Origin of the sequence: Streptomyces albiaxialis, from assembly GCF_039530985.1 — a bacterium.
Lineage (GTDB): Bacteria > Actinomycetota > Actinomycetes > Streptomycetales > Streptomycetaceae > Streptomyces > Streptomyces albiaxialis.
In genome coordinates this window covers 447,828-465,367 of the sequence record NZ_BAAAPE010000013.1, presented here as the reverse complement: position 1 = coordinate 465,367, position 17,540 = coordinate 447,828, and the positions used below count along the sequence as shown (strand labels likewise).

The following is a 17,540-nucleotide window of genomic DNA, read 5'->3' as shown; positions in this document are numbered from 1 at the left end:
CCCCGGCAGGCTCAGCGCCGCCGGGGGAGCCCCGGGGCTCAGCCCTGCCCCGTCAGGTCCCGGACCGTCTTGCCCGCGGTCCAGGCGCCGTCCACGGCGATCTCCGCGCCGGAGACGTAGGACGCCGCGTCGGACAGCAGGTAGGCGACGGCGGAGGCGATCTCCTCCGGCTCGCCGACACGTCCCATGGCGGCGCCCGGGTAGTTGCCCTCGCCGCGCCGGATGCCGGTGACCTCGGTCATCGGGGTGTAGACCATCCCGGGGTGCACGCTGTTCACGCGGATCCCGGACGCGGACCACTCCACGGCGCCGATCTTCGACAGGCCCCGTACGCCCCACTTCGAGGCTCCGTACGCGCCGGTCATCGCGAGGGCGGTGAGCCCGGCGGCCGAGGAGATGTTGACGACGGAGCCGCCGCCCGCCCGGAGCATCAGCGGCTGGACCGTCTTCATGCCGATGAAGACGCCGACGAGGTTGATGTCGATCACCTTGCGGAAGTGCTCGACGGACTCCTCCTCCAGGGTGCCGCCGGTGGACACCCCCGCGTTGTTCACCAGGCCGTGGACCGCGCCGAACTCGGACACGGCGTGATCGAGCACCGTGCGCCAGTCGTCCTCGCTGGTGACGTCGTGGCGGACGAAGCGCGCAGCGTCGCCGAGCGCCTCCGCCGTCGCGCGTCCCTCGTCCTCCAGCACGTCGGTGAGGACGACGCGGCCGCCGCCTTCGACCACCGCCTTCGCCGCCGCGGCGCCGAGCCCGCGCGCTCCGCCCGTGACGACGACGACCTTGCCCTCGAGATCAGCAGCCATGGTGATGCTCGCCTCGCTTCTTCCTGATGTCCGTAACCCATGAAGATGGGGGATATGCCGGGGATGCATATTCCTAATAGGCATAACATCCTGCCCCTCGCGGTATTCCGCCGCCACCCCCTCCGGAGCCCCCGCGCCCGGCGCCACGGGGCGTGTGCCGGTTACGGTCGGCGTATGCACGGCACGTACGGCACACCCATCCCGGAGGCCGCTGACGGGCCGCCCGGACCCTGCTACACGCCTGCCGACACGGAGCGCTGGGTCCCCGAACCCGACAAGCGGCTCGGGCGCACCGCCTTCCAGCGCGACCGCGCCCGCGTCCTGCATTCGGCCGCGCTGCGCCGTCTCGCGGGCAAGACCCAGGTCGTCACGCCCGGGGCGCCGCTGGCGGACATCACGCCGCGCACCCGGCTGACGCACTCCCTGGAGTGCGCGCAGGTCGGCAGGGAGCTGGGGGCCGCGCTCGGCTGCGACCCCGACCTCGTCGAGGTCGCCTGCCTCGCGCACGACCTCGGCCATCCGCCCTTCGGGCACAACGGGGAACGCGCCCTGAGCGAGATCGCGGGGCCCGCGGGCGGCTTCGAGGGGAACGCCCAGTCCCTCCGGCTGCTCTCCCGGCTGGAGCCCAAGCGCTTCACCGGGGACGGCGGTGAACGGGAGAGCGTCGGCCTCAACCTGACCCGCGCGGCCCTGGACGCCGCCACGAAGTACCCCTGGCCGCGCGGCGGCTGCCCGGACGACCCGGACTCGCCGAAGTTCGGGGTGTACGAGGACGACCTGCCCGTCTTCCACTGGTTCCGCCAGGGCGCGCCCGACGGGCGGCGCTGCTTCGAGGCCCAGGTCATGGACTGGTCCGACGACGTGGCGTACTCGGTGCACGACGTCGAGGACGGCATGCAGGCGGGCCATCTCGACCCCGGCATGCTGCACGCGCGCCCCGAACGGCGCGACATCTTCGCGGTGGCCGCCGCCCGTTACGCGCCCGGCGCCCCCGAGGACGAGCTGGCCGAGGCCCTGGACCGGCTCCTCGCGCAGGACTGGTGGCCGCACGCGTACGACGGCACCGCGCTCGCGCAGGCCCGCCTCAAGGACGCCACCAGCCAGCTCATCGGACGCTTCTGCCTCGCCGCCGAGGGAGCCACCCGGGAGGCCTACGGGACGGGACGGCTGGCCCGTTACGCGGCCGAACTGGTCGTCCCGCGCGGAGTGCGGCTGGAGTGCGCCGTCCTCAAGGCGGTGGCGGACCGCTATGTGATGCAGCGGCCCGACCTGGAACGGCTCCGCGCCGAACAGCGCGTCGTCCTGGGCGAGCTGGCCCAGGCCCTGCTCGCCCGCGCGCCCGAGGGTCTCGACCCGCAGTACCGCGCGCTCCACGCGGAGGCCGACGGGGACGCCGCCCGGCTGCGCGTGGTGGTCGACCAGATCTCGTCCCTCACGGACACCTCCGCCCGCGCGCTCCACAGGGCCCTGACGGCATCACGCCGCTGACGGCATCAAGCGCTGACGGTGCCGGGGCGGCATCACGCTGCTGACTGTCTCACCGGGCGGGACCACCCCCGGAGAGCAGCGCCTCGCCCAGCGAAGTACGGGCGTGCAGAACGGCGTTCCCCTGCCGCAGGGAGTGCACCAGTCCCGCCTCGCGCAGGACGGCCGTATGGCGGCTCGCCGTGGACACGGCCAGCCGCAGCGCCTCGGCCACTCCGGTGGTCGTCATCGGACGGTCCAGCGTCTCCAGGAGGCGTGCCCGTGAGGCCCCGATGAGCTGGGCGAGGGGCTCGCCCTCCGTCCGTACGGGCGGCGCGCACCAGCCGGGACGCGGCCTCAGGGGATGCACCAGGACGGGCGGCAGGCTCTCGTCGACGAGAGCGACGGGCGTACGGACGCAGAAGAGCGACGGGACCAGGGTGAGTGCCCGTCCGTGCAGCGGCAGCCTGCGGCTGGTCGGATACGGGGCCTCCAGTACGCCGCCGCCCGTCGGGTCCGTACGGGCGTCGTTCTCCGCGTCCGTGACGGCGTCGTCGGGCTGCTGCCAGACGGGCTCCGTGGTGTAGCTGCCGAGCAGGCCCGCGGGGCCCGCGGAGAGGGCCGCGTCGGCGCGCCGGGCGCGGTCCTCGGCCGCGGCGTGCCGGATGGCGGGCAGATAGGGCTCGACCGCCGTCGCGTAGTAGCGCCGCAGGGCCTCACCCAGACGGCGCAGAGCCTCCGGATCGCCTTCCGCGAGCTGCCGGGCGCCGGGCGGGACCGGACCGGGCACGTGGGCGCAGAGCCGTGAAAGCTCGCTCCTCAGACGGCGTTTGGGCGTGCACAGCACCTGCTCGACGGAGTGCCGCAGCACGTCCGTCTCGCTGCCGTAGGGGCTGCCCTGTCCGGGGGTGAGGAAGTCCGGGAAGTACGAGGCGGCCGGGCACAGCCGCATCAGTGCCTCCGCCGTACGGGTGAGGCCGGCGCGCGCGAGTGCGCCGCGCGCCGCCGCGCGCCACGGGTCGAAGGCGAGCGGGGCGTCCCTGGTCTGGAGGATGTGCAAACTGAGCACGGTCTCCCAGAGGGGGTCAGGCCCGTCGGCCAGCCTGAGCCCGTTCAGCTCCTCGCTGCTGAACTCGATCCGCAGCATGCGCATCCGTCCCCTCCGGCCGTCCCCCGACCGCGCTCCCGGCCCGTGCCTCACGGCCGTGTCCCCCGACCGTAGGGAGATCCCGGACCGGACTGCTCAATTCCGTTTGCGTTCTCCACGAAACCGCCCCGAACCCTCCGCGCCGGCACGACGCTTATGGGGTGATGGCGGAGCCGTCCTCGGGGGAGACGGGGCTCCGCCATCATCCGGTTTCGCCCGTGACGGGGCTGTGGCATCCCGCCCGCGCCGTGCGCGCGGCCCGCGCCGTCCGGGCCCCCGCCGGGCCTCCGTGCGCCCTCTGACGGCCCGGACGGCACCCCCTGCCCCTTCCCGCCTTCCCGTCGATGCGGGACGCTCACGTGTGGACGAGGCGGCTCCGGCAGCCGCGCGGGAACCACGCGCGGGCCGCATGCGCCCAAGCGCACGGCAGGGAGTCAGGTGTTCAATGGCTTCAGCTCGCATCCGGGCGTCCGCGCGTCCGCACGTCCGTATGGCCGGACAGCACAGCCGTCAGCGAGGAGGCTTCAAGTGGTCGACGCACACCGGACGTTCGTCATCATCGGCGGGGGACTGGCAGGGGCGAAAGCCGCCGAGACCCTGCGCGCGGAAGGGTTCACCGGCCGCGTCATACTGATCGGCGACGAACGCGACCATCCCTATGAGCGGCCTCCGCTCTCCAAGGGGTACCTCACGGGTGCGGACGAGCGCGACAGTGTCTTCGTTCACGAGCCCGCCTGGTACGCGGGTGCCGACATCGAGCTGCATCTCGGCCAGCCCGCCGTGCAGCTCGACCGCGCGAACAAGTCCGTCCGTCTGGGTGACGGAACGCGCATCCACTACGACACCCTCCTGCTCGCCACGGGGGCCGAGCCGCGCCGGCTGGACATCCCCGGCACCGGCCTCGCGGGGGTGCACCATCTGCGGCGTCTCGCGCACGCCGACCGGCTGCGCGGGGTGCTCTCCGCGCTCGGACAGGAGAACGGCCATCTGGTCGTCGCCGGGGCGGGCTGGATCGGCCTGGAGGTCGCGGCGGCGGCCCGCTCGTACGGGGCCGAGGTCACCGTCGTGGAGCCCGAGCCGACCCCGCTGCACACGGTCGTCGGGCCCGAGCTGGGCGCCCTCTTCGCCGACCTGCACCGCGAGCACGGGGTGCGCTTCCACTTCGGCGCCAGGCTGACGTCCATCGAGGGCGAGGGCGGCATGGTGCGCGCGGTCCACACGGACGACGGGGACGAGCATCCGGCCCACGACGTGCTGGCCGCCATCGGGGCCAAGCCGCGCACCGCGCTCGCCGAGGCGGCGGACCTCACGCTCGCCGAGGGGCCCGGCGGAGGCATCGCCGTCGACGCCTCCCTGCGCACCTCGGACCCGGACATCTTCGCCGCCGGGGACGTGGCGGCCGTACAGCATCCCCTGCTCGGGCAGCGGCTCCGGGTCGAGCACTGGGCGAACGCGCTGAACAGCGGCCCGGCCGCCGCGAAGGCCATGCTCGGCAAGGAGGTCTCCTACGACCGGGTGCCGTACTTCTTCTCCGACCAGTACGACGTCGGCCTGGAGTACAGCGGATACGCGCCGCCCGGCTCGTACGACCAGGTGGTCTGCAGGGGCGACGTCAGCAAGCGCGAGTTCATCGCCTTCTGGCTGCGGGACAACCATGTGCTCGCCGGTCTGAACGTGAACGTGTGGGACGTCACCGGGCCCATCCAGGAGCTGATCCGTACGGGAGCGACCGTCGATCCGCATTCGCTGGCCGACCCGGGTGTGCCCCTGGAGTCCCTGGGTACCGCGTGATGCTCTGGGGACACCCGCGGGATAAATTGCCCATAGTGCTGCGAAACCGCATGGCGCGCTAACCCGCACGGCGAGCTAAGGACGAGTGAGCAATGGCGAAGCAGACGGTGGCCGAGCAGTTTGTCGACACGATCGCGCGGTCCGGGGTCAAGCGGCTCTACGGGGTGGTGGGCGACAGTCTCAACCCTGTCGTGGACGCCATCCGGCGCAACTCGGCCATCGACTGGGTCCAGGTCAGGCACGAGGAGGTCGCCGCCTTCGCCGCGGGCGCCGAGGCCCAGCTCACGGGCACGCTCGCGGCCTGCGCGGGCTCCTGCGGCCCCGGCAACCTCCACCTGATCAACGGGCTCTACGACGCGCACCGCTCCATGGCGCCGGTGATCGCCCTGGCCTCGCACATCCCCAGCAGCGAGATCGGGACGGGCTATTTCCAGGAGACCCATCCCGACCAGCTCTTCCGCGAGTGCAGTCACTACAGCGAGCTGATCTCCAGCGAGCACCAGATGCCGCGGGTGCTCCAGACGGCCATCCAGCACGCGATCGGACGGCAGGGCGTCAGCGTCCTCGCGCTCCCCGGCGACCTGGCCGCCCAGCCCGCGCCCGAGAGCCCGGAGGAGCACGCCCTGGTCACCGCGCGCCCCCGGGTACGCCCCGGTGACGCGGAGATCGACGCCTTGGCGCGCATGATCGACGACGCCGAGAAGGTGACCCTGTTCTGCGGCAGCGGCACGGCGGGAGCGCACGAGGAGGTCATGCAGTTCGCCGAGCGCGTGAAGTCCCCCGTGGGCCACGCGCTGCGCGGCAAGGAATGGATCCAGTACGACAACCCGTGCGACGTCGGCATGAGCGGTCTGCTCGGATACGGCGCGGCCTATGAGGCCACCCACGAGTGCGACCTGCTGATCCTGCTGGGCACCGACTTCCCGTACAACGCGTTCCTGCCGCAGAAGGACGTGCGGATCGTCCAGGTCGACGTCCGGCCCGAGAACCTGGGCCGGAGGTCCACGCTCGACCTGGCCGTCTGGGGCGACGTGCGCGAGACGCTGCGCTGCCTGACGCCGAAGGTGCGCGCCAAGACGAGCCGCAAGTTCCTCGACCGGATGCTCAAGAAGCACGCCGACACGCTGGAGGGCGTCGTCAGCGCGTACACCCGCAAGGTCGAGAAGCACACGCCCATCCACCCCGAGTTCGTCGCCTCCGTGCTGGACGAGGAGGCGGCGGACGACGCGATCTTCACGGTCGACACAGGCATGTGCAACGTGTGGGCGGCCCGCTACCTCACGCCCAATGGGCGCCGCCGCGTCATCGGCTCCTTCACCCACGGTTCCATGGCGAACGCGATGCCCCAGGCCATCGGCGCCCAGTTCATCGACCGGAACCGGCAGGTCATCTCGATGTCCGGGGACGGCGGCTTCACCATGCTGATGGGCGACTTCCTGACGCTCGTCCAGTACGACCTTCCCGTGAAGGTCGTGCTCTTCAACAACTCCTCGCTCGGGATGGTCGAGCTGGAGATGATGGTCGACGGCATGCCCTCCTACGGCACGACCAACCGCAACCCGGACTTCGCGGCGGTCGCCCAGGCGGCGGGCGCGTACGGGGTGCGGGTCGAGAAGCCCAAGCATGTGCGTGGCGCGCTGCGGGACGTGCTCAAGCACAAGGGGCCGGCCTTGATCGACATCGTCACCGACCCGAACGCGCTCTCCCTGCCGCCCAAGATCACCCGCGAGCAGATCAGCGGTTTCGCGCTCTCCGCGAGCAAGACCGTCCTCGACGGCGGGGTCGGCCGCATGGTGCAGATGGCCCGCTCGAACCTCCGGAACATCCCCCGGCCATGATCGTCGCGGGCCTCCCCGCGGGCCTCCCCGCGGGGAGGCCCGGGCGGGAGTGTCAGCGGGGCGCCGTAGACTCTTTCCGTGGCTGGCAGGATCAACGATGAAGACGTGAAGGCGGTCAGGGACGCGGTCCCGATCGACTCCGTCGTCTCCGAATACCTCCAGTTGCGGAACGCGGGCGGCGGCAATCTCAAGGGCCTCTGCCCTTTCCACGACGAGAAGTCCCCCTCCTTCCACGTCAGCCCGAGCAAGGGGTTCTACCACTGCTTCGGCTGCCAGGAGGGCGGGGACACCCTCGACTTCGTGATGAAGGTCGACCACCTGTCCTTCTCGGAGGCCGTCGAGCGCCTCGCGGCCCGCGCCGGGATCACCCTCCGGTACGAGCAGGGGGGATACGGGCGCGCGTCCCAGCAGGGCGAGCGCACCCGCCTCGTCGAGGCGCACAAGGTCGCCGCGGAGTTCTACGCCGAGCAGCTCGGCAGCCCCGAGGCCGAGATCGGCCGCCGTTTCCTCGCCGAGCGCGGCTTCGACCAGACGGCCGCCCAGCACTTCGGCATCGGGTACGCCCCTGCGGGCTGGGACCACCTGGTGCGGTTCCTGCGCGGGCGGGGCTTCAGCGACAAGGAGCTGACCCTCTCGGGGCTGGCCCAGGAGGCGCGGAACGGGCGCCCGATCGACCGCTTCCGGGGCCGCCTGCTGTGGCCGATCCGGGACATCACGGGCGACGTGGTCGGCTTCGGCGCCCGCAAGCTCCGCGAGGACGACCAGGGCCCGAAGTACCTGAACACGCCGGAGACGCCGATCTACAAGAAGTCCCAGGTGCTCTACGGGATCGACCTGGCCAAGCGCGAGATCGCCAAGGCCAACCGCGCGGTCGTCGTCGAGGGATACACCGACGTGATGGCCTGCCATCTCGCCGGGGTGACGACGGCCATCGCGACCTGCGGCACCGCCTTCGGCGGCGAGCACGTGAAGATCCTGCGCCGCGTCCTGATGGACAACTCGCAGTCGGAGGTCGTCTTCACCTTCGACGGCGACGCGGCCGGCCAGAAGGCCGCGCTGCGGGCCTTCGAGGACGACCAGAAGTTCGCCGCACGCACCTGGATCGCGATCACCCCCGGCGGCATGGACCCCTGCGACCTGCGGCTCGCGGAGGGCGACGAGGCGGTCGCCAAGGTCGTCGAGAGCCGCTCGCCGCTCTTCGAGTTCGCGATGCGCTCGATCGTCGACCGGCACAACCTGGACACGGCGGGCGGCCGTTCGGCCGCGCTGGAGGAGGCCGCCCCGGTCGTCGCCCAGATCAAGGACGGCTCGATCCAGCACGAGAGTGCCGTACGGCTCGCGGGGCTCCTCGGCATCGTGGACGAGCAGTTCGTGGTGCGGCGCGTGGCGCAGCTCGCGCGCTGGGCGCGCGAGCGCGGGCGCGAGGGCCCGCAGGGCTCCCGCCGGGCCGCGGCGCCGTCGGCGGGCGCGGGGGCGCCCGAGGGGCAGGCGCCGTCCCTCCCGCGCGGCCCGGCGCTCAACCTGCGCAGCCCGGCGCACCGCGTCGAGCGCGAGCTGCTCAAGCTCGCCCTCCAGCGCCCCGAGCTGGTCTCGCCCGCCTTCGACGCTTATGGGGCCGACGAGTTCACCGCCCCGCCCTACGCGGTGATCCGCCAGGCCATCGAGGCCGCGGGCGGCGCCGAGGGCGGCGACAAGGACAGCGGCTATCTGGCGCGCGTACGGGACGCGGCGCCGGACGACACGGTGCGCTCCCTGGTGACCGAGCTGACCGTGGAGCCGCTGCGCAGCCCGCGCAGCCGAGGGGTCGACGAGGCGTACGCGGGGGAGCAGTTGGTGGCCGTCCGTATCGCCGCGGTCAATGCCCGTATCGCCGATCTGGAGGGCGCCGCGCGCCGTCTGGAGGCCCGGCAGGACTACGAGGGCTCCGCGCCCGTACGGCAGCAGATCTGGACCCTCCAGCAGTACGGCACGGCCCTGCGCGAGCGAGGGGCCGCGGCCCTCTAGGGCGGGCCCGGCCGCCTGTGGGCGGATCCGGCGGATCTGCGGAGCCGAGGGGCGCGGGGTGCCGCGCCCCGGCGCGCGCGGTCCGCGATGGCCACCCCATCGTGTCGGATCATGCGCAGCCCGTCACGAGTTCGTGGAAAAACTGCCCGCACGACCCTCGTGGCGGGAGTGTGTCGTACTCCACACTGGTTTGCGGTGCCTGAGTCCTCGGAGCGGGGCGGTGCTGGCCAGGAGGGGCCGGAGTCCCCCGCGGATCCGAACAGTACGCATGGGATGGAGCGCGGCCCGGCCGCAGCCGTCCCCGTCTCGCACGCCGCCCCCGAACCGGCAGCGATCACACTGGAGGTCGCCCCCGTGCAGACCCAGACCCTGACAACCGCGGCCCCGGCCGCGCCTACGCTCCCCACGGTGCCGTCGTCCACCGTGCCGTCAGCACCATCCGCGCCGCCCGCCGGGCACCCCGAGAAGGTGCCGGACCAGGTACAGGAGACCGTTCCCGCGCAGCCGGGCCCGCCCGAGGCCGAGGTGGAGGCCCCGGAGGCCCCGCCCAAGCAGGAGCTGCCGGGCAGTGGTCCGTCCGCCGACCTGTTCCGTCAGTACCTGCGCGAGATCGGCCGTATCCCGCTGCTCTCGGCCGCCGAGGAGGTCGAGCTGGCCCGCAGGGTGGAGGCGGGGCTCTTCGCCGAGGAGAAGCTCACACGGACGCCCGAGCTGGACGGGCAGCTCGCGCTGGACCTCGACCAGCTCGTCGTGATGGGCCGGATGGCCAAGCGCCGCCTCATCGAGGCGAATCTGCGCCTCGTCGTCTCCGTCGCCAAGCGGTACGTGGGCCGGGGTCTGACCATGCTGGACCTCGTCCAGGAGGGCAACCTGGGACTGATCCGCGCGGTGGAGAAGTTCGACTACGCCCGCGGGTACAAGTTCTCGACGTACGCGACCTGGTGGATCCGCCAGGCCATGTCCCGGGCCCTGGCCGACCAGGCGCGGACGATCCGCGTGCCCGTGCACGTCGTCGAGCTGATCAACCGCGTGGTGCGTGTCCAGCGCAGGATGCTCCAGGAGCGTGGCTACGAGCCGACGCCCGAGGAGGTCGCCGTCCATCTCGACCTGCCCGAGGAGCGGGTGAGCGAGGTCCTGAGGCTCGCGCAGGAGCCCGTCTCGCTGCACGCCCCGGTGGGCGAGGAGGACGACGTCAATCTCGGCGACCTCATCGAGGACGGCGACGCGCCCTCGCCCGTCGAGTCGGCCGCGTTCCTGCTGCTGCGCGAGCACCTGGAGGCCGTGCTCTCCACGCTGGGGGAGCGGGAGCGCAAGGTGGTGCAGTTGAGGTACGGGCTGATAGACGGCCGTCCTCGCACGCTGGAGGAGATAGGCAGGCTCTTCGGGGTGACGCGTGAGCGCATCCGGCAGATCGAGTCCAAGACCCTCAACAAGCTGCGCGACCACGCCTTCGCGGACCAGCTCAGGGGCTATCTCGAATAGCGGTCCGGGCTTCTCGCCGCGCCGCCCGTCCCTTCCGGTTCTCTCCCGGAGCTTTCTCTCGAACAGTTCGCCCCGTGCCGGACTGACCTGTGCCCGTTGGGGGCAGAAGTGTCGTGCGGCCGGTGCGAGTTGCGCGGGATACGTCGCAGGCACTCTTGCCACGCCGTTCGATCGGTCCGCATAATCGCGGAAGCATTTCTCGGGCTCACCCCACAGGGCCCGGACACCTTGCGGTCAACTGCCGTTTCTCACGCGGTTCTTCCGTCGGGCGCCTCCGGTCGAGGGGTTGACATGAGCCCTTCAGAGTGCCCACCCCCCACGAGAGGAAGCCCGTTGAAGAACACGGTCACGTACCTCAAGAGAGCCGCTGCCGTCGGCGCCGTCACCCTCGCCGCGTTCAGCCTCAACCCCGCCAACTCCTGGGCGATGCCCACCGACGGACCCGGCGGCGACGGCGGGCCCCGCACCAAGATCGTCGGCGGTACCCCGGCCGAGCAGGGCGAATTCCCGTTCATGGTCCGGCTCTCCATGGGCTGCGGCGGCTCGCTGCTGGAGAAGGACGTCGTGCTGACGGCCGCCCACTGCGTCGACGGCAGCAGCGACAACCCCGACATCACCGCCATCGGCGGCGTCGTGGACCTGGAGTCCCCGGACGCCCAGGAAGTCAAGGCCACCAAGGTCATCCAGGCCCCCGGCTACGACGGCAACGGCAAGGACTGGGCCGTCATCAAGCTGGAGAAGGCCATCGACCAGCCCACCCTGCCGATAGCCGAGGACGACGCGTACAACAAGGGCGACTTCACCATCGCCGGCTGGGGCGCCGACAAGGAGGGCGGCGAGCAGCAGACCAAGCTCCTCAAGGCCCAGGTGCCGTTCGTGGACGACGCGACCTGCAAGGGCGCCTACTCCAACCTGATCGAGGGCGAGGAGATCTGCGCCGGCGAGCTGGAGGCCGGCGGCGTCGACTCCTGCCAGGGCGACTCCGGCGGCCCGATGTTCCGCAAGGACGACGCCGACAAGCTCGTCCAGGTCGGCATCGTGAGCTGGGGCGAGGGCTGCGCCCGTCCCGGCAAGCCGGGCGTCTACACCGAGGTGAGCAACTTCGCGGCCGACATCAAGAAGGCGGCCGGCGAACTGGGCTGACGCCCACCGTCCGCGGGACCCGGCGGGCCCGCGGCCGTCCAGTGAGTCTTCTCGCGCCGTACGTCCGTGGGGGAGCGCTTCCCCCACGGACGTACGGCGCACGCGCGTCACCGGGCCCGCAGGAGGCGTACGAGCCCCGCCGAGCCCGTACGGCCCCCGTCACGCCCGTACGAGCCCCGTCGTACGGGCCCCGCGGGCGTCAGGCGGCCCCGGAGCCGTCAGTCGACCTCCGCCACGGCCTCGGCGAACTGCGCCTTGTAGAGCCGCGCGTACGCCCCGTCCTGCGCGAGCAGCTCGGCGTGGGCGCCCTGTTCGACGATCGAGCCGTTCTCCATCACCAGGATCACGTCCGCGTCCCGGATGGTGGAGAGGCGGTGGGCGATCACGAAGCTGGTGCGCTCCGAGGCGAGGCGGGACATCGCCCGCTGGATCAGCACCTCCGTGCGGGTGTCCACCGAACTCGTCGCCTCGTCCAGCACCAGGATGACCGGGTCGGAGAGGAAGGCCCGGGCGATGGTGATGAGCTGCTTCTCGCCCGCGCTCACGCCCGTGCCGTCGCCGCCCTCGTCGTCCAGCACCGTGTCGTAGCCCTCGGGCAGCGTGCGGATGAAACGGTCCGCGTGCGCGGCCCGTGCCGCCTCCTCGACCTGTTCGCGGGTGGCGCCCTCCGTGCCGTAGGCGATGTTCTCCGCGATGGTGCCGCCGAACAGCCAGGTGTCCTGGAGCACCATGCCGATCCCGGAGCGCAGTTCCTCGCGCGACATGGCGGCGATGTCCGTGCCGTCCAGCAGGATGCGCCCGTCGCGGACCTCGTAGAACCGCAGCAGCAGATTGACCAGTGTCGTCTTGCCCGCGCCCGTAGGGCCGACGATCGCGACCGTCTGGCCCGGTTCGACCGAGAGGGACAGACCGTCGATGAGGGGCTTGTCCTCCTCGTAGCGGAAGGAGACGTCCTTCAGCTCCACACGGCCGCACAGTTCGGACGGGCGTTCCGCCGCGCTGCCCTCCGGGTCGGGCGACTGCTCCTCGGCGTCCAGCAGTTCGAAGACGCGCTCGGCGGAGGCGACACCGGACTGGATCATGTTCGCCATGGAGGCGACCTGGTTGAGGGGCTGGCTGAACTGGCGCGAGTACTGCACGAACGCCTGTACGTCGCCGATCGACAGCGCCCCGGACGCCACGCGCAGCCCGCCGACGACCGCGACCATCACGTAGTTCAGGTTGCTGACGAACATCATCGCGGGCTGCATGATCCCGCTGATGAACTGGGCCTTGAAGCCCGCCCTGTACAGCTCGTCGTTCTGCTCGCGGAACGCCTCCGCGGACTCGCGCTGCCGTCCGAAGACCTTCACCAGGCTGTGGCCGGTGTACATCTCCTCGATGTGCGCGTTCAGCTTGCCCGTGGACTGCCACTGCGCCACGAACTGCGGCTGCGCGCGCTTGCCCACGCGGGTGGCGACCACGACCGACAGCGGCACGGTGACCAGCGCCACCAGCGCCAGCAGCGGCGAGATCCAGAACATCATCACCAGGACGCCGACGATGGTCAGCAGCGAGTTGATGATCTGTCCCATGGACTGCTGGAGGGTCTGGCCGATGTTGTCGATGTCGTTGGTGACCCGGCTCAGCACCTCGCCGCGCGACTGCTTGTCGAGGTAGGAGAGCGGCAGCCGCGACAGCTTGGCCTCGACGTCCTGGCGCAGCCGGTACACGGTCCTGCTGATGACGCGGGCCGAGATACGGCCGGACGCGTACATCAGGGCACCCGCCACGAGATAGACCACGAGCACGCCCAGCAGGACGACCCCGACGGCCTCGAAGTCGATCCCGGCACCGGGCGTGAAGTCCATCCCGGAGAGCATGTCGGCGGCCCCGTCGTCCCCCGAGCGCCGCAGCCCTTCCAGCGCCTGCTCGCGGGTGATGCCGTCCGGCATGTTCTTGCCGATGAAGCCCGCGAAGATCAGGTCCGTGGCGTGGCCCAGGATCTTCGGTCCCAGCACGCTCATCGCGGTGCTCACGAGCACGAGCAGCACCATCGCCAGCAGCCAGACGCGCTCCGGACGGAACTGCCGCAGCAGCCTCTTGCCCGACCCTTTGAAGTCCAGGGACCGCCGCGGCGGCGCTCCCATTCCCGGCGCACTCACGCTCTGTCCATTTCGGTCGCTTCTCCGCCCGCGCGGCTGTGCGCGGGTATCGCCGCTGTCCGCGGCCCGGCGGCCGCACGTACGTCGCTCCGGGCCTCCTGCTCGGTGAGCTGGGAGAGCACGATCTCCCGGTACGTCTCGTTGTCCTCCATCAGTTCGTGATGGCGGCCCGCGCCCACCACGCGCCCCTCGTCCAGCACGAGGATCCGGTCGGCGTCCCGGATGGTCGCCACGCGCTGGGCCACGATGACGACCGTCGCCTCGGCCGTCTCGCGCGACAGCGCGGAACGCAGGGCCGCGTCCGTCGCGTAGTCCAGGGCGGAGAAGGAGTCGTCGAACAGGTAGATCTCGGGGCGGTGCACCAGGACGCGCGCGATGGCGAGCCGCTGCCGCTGCCCGCCCGACACATTGCTGCCGCCCTGCGAGATCGACGCCTCCAGGCCGCCCTCCATGCGCTCCACGAACTCCTTGGCCTGCGCGACCTCCAGGGCCTCCCACAGTTCCTCGTCGGTCGCGTCCGTACGGCCGTACCGCAGGTTGGAGGCGACCGTGCCGGAGAAGAGGTACGGCCGCTGCGGGACCAGGCCCACCGTCTCGGCCAGCAGTTCGGGGTCCAGCGTCCGGACGTCCTCGCCGTCGACGAGGACCTGTCCCTCCGTGGCGTCGAACAGCCGTGGCACCAGGCCGAGCAGCGTCGACTTGCCGCTGCCCGTCGAACCGATGACCGCCGTGGTCTCCCCGGGACGGGCCACCAGATCGACGTCCCTGAGGACGGGCGACTCGGCCCCCGGATAGCCGAATCCGGCGCCGCGCAGCTCCAGATGGCCGTGCCGGCGCAGCTCCCGTACGGGCGCCTTGGGCGGCACCACGCTGGAATCGGTGTCCAGGACCTCCTGGATGCGCTCCGCGCAGACCTCGGCGCGCGGGACCATCATGAACATGAACGTGGCCATCATCACGGACGTCACGATCTGCATCAGGTACGCCAGGAACGCCGTCAGGGCGCCGATCTGCATGTCCCCGCTGTTGATGCGGTGCGCGCCGAACCAGACGACCGCGATGCTCGAACCGTTCACCACGGTCATGACGATGGGGAACATCAGCGCCATGAGCTGACCGACCCGCAACTGGACGTCGGTCAGGTCCGCGTTGGCGCGGTGGAACCGCCGCCGCTCGTAGTCGTCCTTGACGAAGGCACGGATCACGCGGACGCCGGTGATCTGCTCCCTCAGGACCCGGTTCACGTTGTCCAGCCGTTCCTGCATGGCGCGGAAGAGCGGCCGCATCCGGCGGACGAGAAGGGTCACCGCTATGCCCAGTACGGGGACCACGGCGAGCAGCACCGAGGAGAGCGGCACGTCCTGCCCCAGGGCGAGCACGATGCCGCCGACGCACATGATGGGCGCCGACACCATCAGGGTGAACGACATCAGCGTCACCATCTGCACCTGCTGCACGTCGTTCGTGGTGCGGGTGATGAGCGAGGGGGCGCCGAACTGGCCGACCTCGCGCGCCGAGAAGGACTGCACACGGTCGAACACGTCGGCCCGGATGTCACGCCCGAGGGCGGCGGCCGTACGTGCCCCCAGGAACACGGCGGCGATGTTGCAGACCACCTGCACCACCGAGACCGCGAGCATCAGTCCGCCGAACCGCAGGATGTAACCGGTGTCCCCCTTCACGACACCGTTGTCGATGATGTCGGCGTTGAGGGTCGGCAGATAGAGCGTGGCGGACGTCTGGATCAGTTGCAGCAGGACGAGCATCGCGATCGGCCGCCGGTGCGGGCGGAGCCGGGCACGGAGAACGCGTATCAGCACACGGAGTTCCTCAGCAGGTGGCGTGAAAGGGAACGGAAGATCAGGAAAGCCGCCCCCATTTTCGAGTACCGTCCGCGCACGGTCCGCCAAGCTCCGGCAAAGTGGCCCCTGATCGCTGGGAGCTGAACCTCCCACCGTGCACGCTGGAGTGGTCTAGCACTTCCGTGCTCCGCCCTTCCAATGATTTCCCTGGCAGGCGGCGGGGATTCACGGAACACAGGCACGCCGGACGTACGAGCGACCCCCGTGCGGGGCCGTCCGTACGGGGCCGCCTGTGCGGGGCCGTCCGTACAGGGCCGCCCGCGCCGGAGGGAACCGTCAGACGGGGAGGGCCCCGGACTGTCAGACGGAGAAGGCTCCGGGGTACGTCTGCTCGCGCACGGTCACGTACTGCTGTCGCACTGCCTGTCCCATCGCCATCTCCTCACCGGCCTCGAACACCTGGCAGGACGCGGCGGGCCACTGCGGGGGTTGCCCGCCGCCCGCGAGCACCCACGCGGCCTGGCGCGCGGCGCCGATCGCGGCGTAGTCGGCGGGCTCGGGCACCACGACCTGGGCGCCCAGCAGGCCCGGGGCCGCCGCGCGGACGGACGCGAGACCGGCCGCCTGGCCCAGCAGGAACACGCGCCGCACCTGGACGCCCCGGCCGCGCAGCACGTCCAGCGCGTCCGCGAGACCGCACAGCATGCCCTCCACGGCCGCCCGCGCGAGGAAGTCGGGCTTCATGCTCTCCCGGCGCAGCCCGTGCAGCGAACCGGCGGTGTGGGGGAGCTGCGGGGTCTGCTCGCCCTCCAGATAGGGCAGCAGGACCAGACCGGACGCGCCCGGCGTGGAGCGCGCCGCCATCTCGTCCAGGCCCTCCAGGTCGGTGCTCAGCAGCTCCGCCGTGCCGCGCAGGGCACGCGTCGCGTTGAGGGTCCGCACGACGGGCAGGTGCATGCCCGTGGCGTCGGCGTACGAGGTGATCGTGCCCGTCGGGTCGGACAGCGCCTCGTGGTGGACGGCGCAGACGGAGCCCGTCGCGCCCAGCGAGATCACGGCGTCGCCGATGCCGACCCCGAGGCCGAAGGCCGCCGCCATGGTCTGGCCCGTACCGGCGGAGATCAGCAGCCCCTCGGGCGTCTGGCCCGCCGGCTCGGCCGGGCCGATCACCTCGGGGAGCCCCACCTGGTGCCCGAGGGCCAGCTCGACCAGGTCGGGACGGTAGGACTCGGTGGCCGCCGACCAGTAGCCGGTGCCCGAGGCGTCGCCCCGGTCGGTGACGCGCCGCGCGGGACGGCCGAGGAGCTGCCACACCAGCCAGTCGTGCGGCTGCATCACCTCGGCGGCCCGGCTCGCCGCCTCCGGCTGCTCACGGGCGAGCCAGCGCAGCTTGGAGACGGGGTGCGCGGCCTGCGGGACGGTGCCCACGGCCTGCGCCCACGCCTCGCGCCCGCCGAGCGCGTCCACCAGGTCGGCGGCCGAGGTCTGCACCCGCTGGTCGTTGCCGACCAGTGCGGGGCCCACCGGCACGCCCCCGCCGTCCAGCGCGATGAGCCCCTGCTGCTGTCCCGAGACCCCGATGGCCTGGACGTCGGCGAGCTGGCCGGTGCTGGCCGCCTTGCCGAGCGAGATCAGCCACGACTGCGGGTCGTCGCGCTCGCCGGGGTGCTCGGCGTGGCCGTGCTTGACGACGGCGCCCGACTCCGTGTCGCAGACGACGATGCTTGTGTACTCGGCTGAGCTGTCCAGCCCCGCGACTATCCCCATGGACGGGAATGATGCCTTATGGGCGGCCGTCCGGTGCCAGGACCCCGGGGAGGGGCGGGGCGCACGCCCGCGTAGGGCCCGGTGCGCGAGGGGCTCACGCGTTCTAGCGTGGAGCGGTCAGGACGTGTGAACTGGCACGACGAGAGCGA

11 protein-coding genes are annotated in these 17,540 nt (G+C 71.7%); 6 read left to right on the top strand and 5 right to left on the bottom strand.

Features of this window, described 5'->3' with window-relative positions:
- Positions 1-38: 38 nt before the first annotated feature.
- Complete coding sequence (locus tag ABD343_RS25710; RefSeq protein WP_344531696.1) at positions 39-809, bottom strand: glucose 1-dehydrogenase; 771 nt, start codon at positions 807-809, stop codon at positions 39-41.
- Positions 810-983: 174 nt separating this feature from the next.
- Here ABD343_RS25710 and ABD343_RS25705 point away from each other — a divergent pair, with 174 nt between their 5' ends.
- On the top strand, positions 984-2,297 hold the full coding sequence (locus ABD343_RS25705; protein ID WP_344531695.1) for a deoxyguanosinetriphosphate triphosphohydrolase: 1,314 nt from the start codon (positions 984-986) through the stop codon (positions 2,295-2,297).
- 49 nt (positions 2,298-2,346) lie between these two features.
- Here ABD343_RS25705 and ABD343_RS25700 read toward each other — a convergent pair whose 3' ends face one another.
- Positions 2,347-3,420, bottom strand: a complete 1,074-nt coding sequence (locus ABD343_RS25700) for an ArsR/SmtB family transcription factor (protein ID WP_344531694.1) — start codon at positions 3,418-3,420, stop codon at positions 2,347-2,349.
- Positions 3,421-3,948: 528 nt separating this feature from the next.
- Between ABD343_RS25700 and ABD343_RS25695 the strand changes: the two genes are divergently transcribed.
- From ABD343_RS25695 to ABD343_RS25675, 5 genes are all read left to right on the top strand, one after another.
- Positions 3,949-5,211, top strand: a complete 1,263-nt coding sequence (locus ABD343_RS25695; protein ID WP_344531693.1) for an NAD(P)/FAD-dependent oxidoreductase — start codon at positions 3,949-3,951, stop codon at positions 5,209-5,211.
- Positions 5,212-5,303: 92 nt separating this feature from the next.
- Positions 5,304-7,049 carry a pyruvate dehydrogenase gene (locus ABD343_RS25690; RefSeq protein ID WP_344531692.1) on the top strand — a complete coding sequence of 582 codons (1,746 nt, stop codon included), beginning with the start codon at positions 5,304-5,306 and terminating at the stop codon, positions 7,047-7,049.
- A 78-nt stretch (positions 7,050-7,127) separates the two neighbouring features.
- Positions 7,128-9,053 (top strand): DNA primase, encoded by a 1,926-nt coding sequence (dnaG, locus tag ABD343_RS25685; RefSeq protein WP_344531691.1) that lies wholly within the window; start codon positions 7,128-7,130, stop codon positions 9,051-9,053.
- A 195-nt stretch (positions 9,054-9,248) separates the two neighbouring features.
- On the top strand, positions 9,249-10,535 hold the full coding sequence (locus tag ABD343_RS25680; RefSeq protein WP_344531690.1) for an RNA polymerase sigma factor: 1,287 nt from the start codon (positions 9,249-9,251) through the stop codon (positions 10,533-10,535).
- 333 nt (positions 10,536-10,868) lie between these two features.
- Positions 10,869-11,678 (top strand): S1 family peptidase, encoded by an 810-nt coding sequence (locus tag ABD343_RS25675; RefSeq protein WP_344531689.1) that lies wholly within the window; start codon positions 10,869-10,871, stop codon positions 11,676-11,678.
- A 218-nt stretch (positions 11,679-11,896) separates the two neighbouring features.
- Here ABD343_RS25675 and ABD343_RS25670 read toward each other — a convergent pair whose 3' ends face one another.
- The 3 genes from ABD343_RS25670 to ABD343_RS25660 all read right to left on the bottom strand — a co-directional run bounded on the left by ABD343_RS25670 (position 11,897) and on the right by ABD343_RS25660 (position 17,391).
- Positions 11,897-13,807 carry an ABC transporter ATP-binding protein gene (locus ABD343_RS25670; RefSeq protein WP_344532243.1) on the bottom strand — a complete coding sequence of 637 codons (1,911 nt, stop codon included), beginning with the start codon at positions 13,805-13,807 and terminating at the stop codon, positions 11,897-11,899.
- An 11-nt stretch (positions 13,808-13,818) separates the two neighbouring features.
- Complete coding sequence (locus ABD343_RS25665) at positions 13,819-15,642, bottom strand: ABC transporter ATP-binding protein (protein ID WP_344531688.1); 1,824 nt, start codon at positions 15,640-15,642, stop codon at positions 13,819-13,821.
- Between the two features lie 342 nt (positions 15,643-15,984).
- Positions 15,985-17,391 carry an FGGY family carbohydrate kinase gene (locus ABD343_RS25660; RefSeq protein WP_344531687.1) on the bottom strand — a complete coding sequence of 469 codons (1,407 nt, stop codon included), beginning with the start codon at positions 17,389-17,391 and terminating at the stop codon, positions 15,985-15,987.
- Between the last annotated feature and the right edge of the window lie 149 nt (positions 17,392-17,540).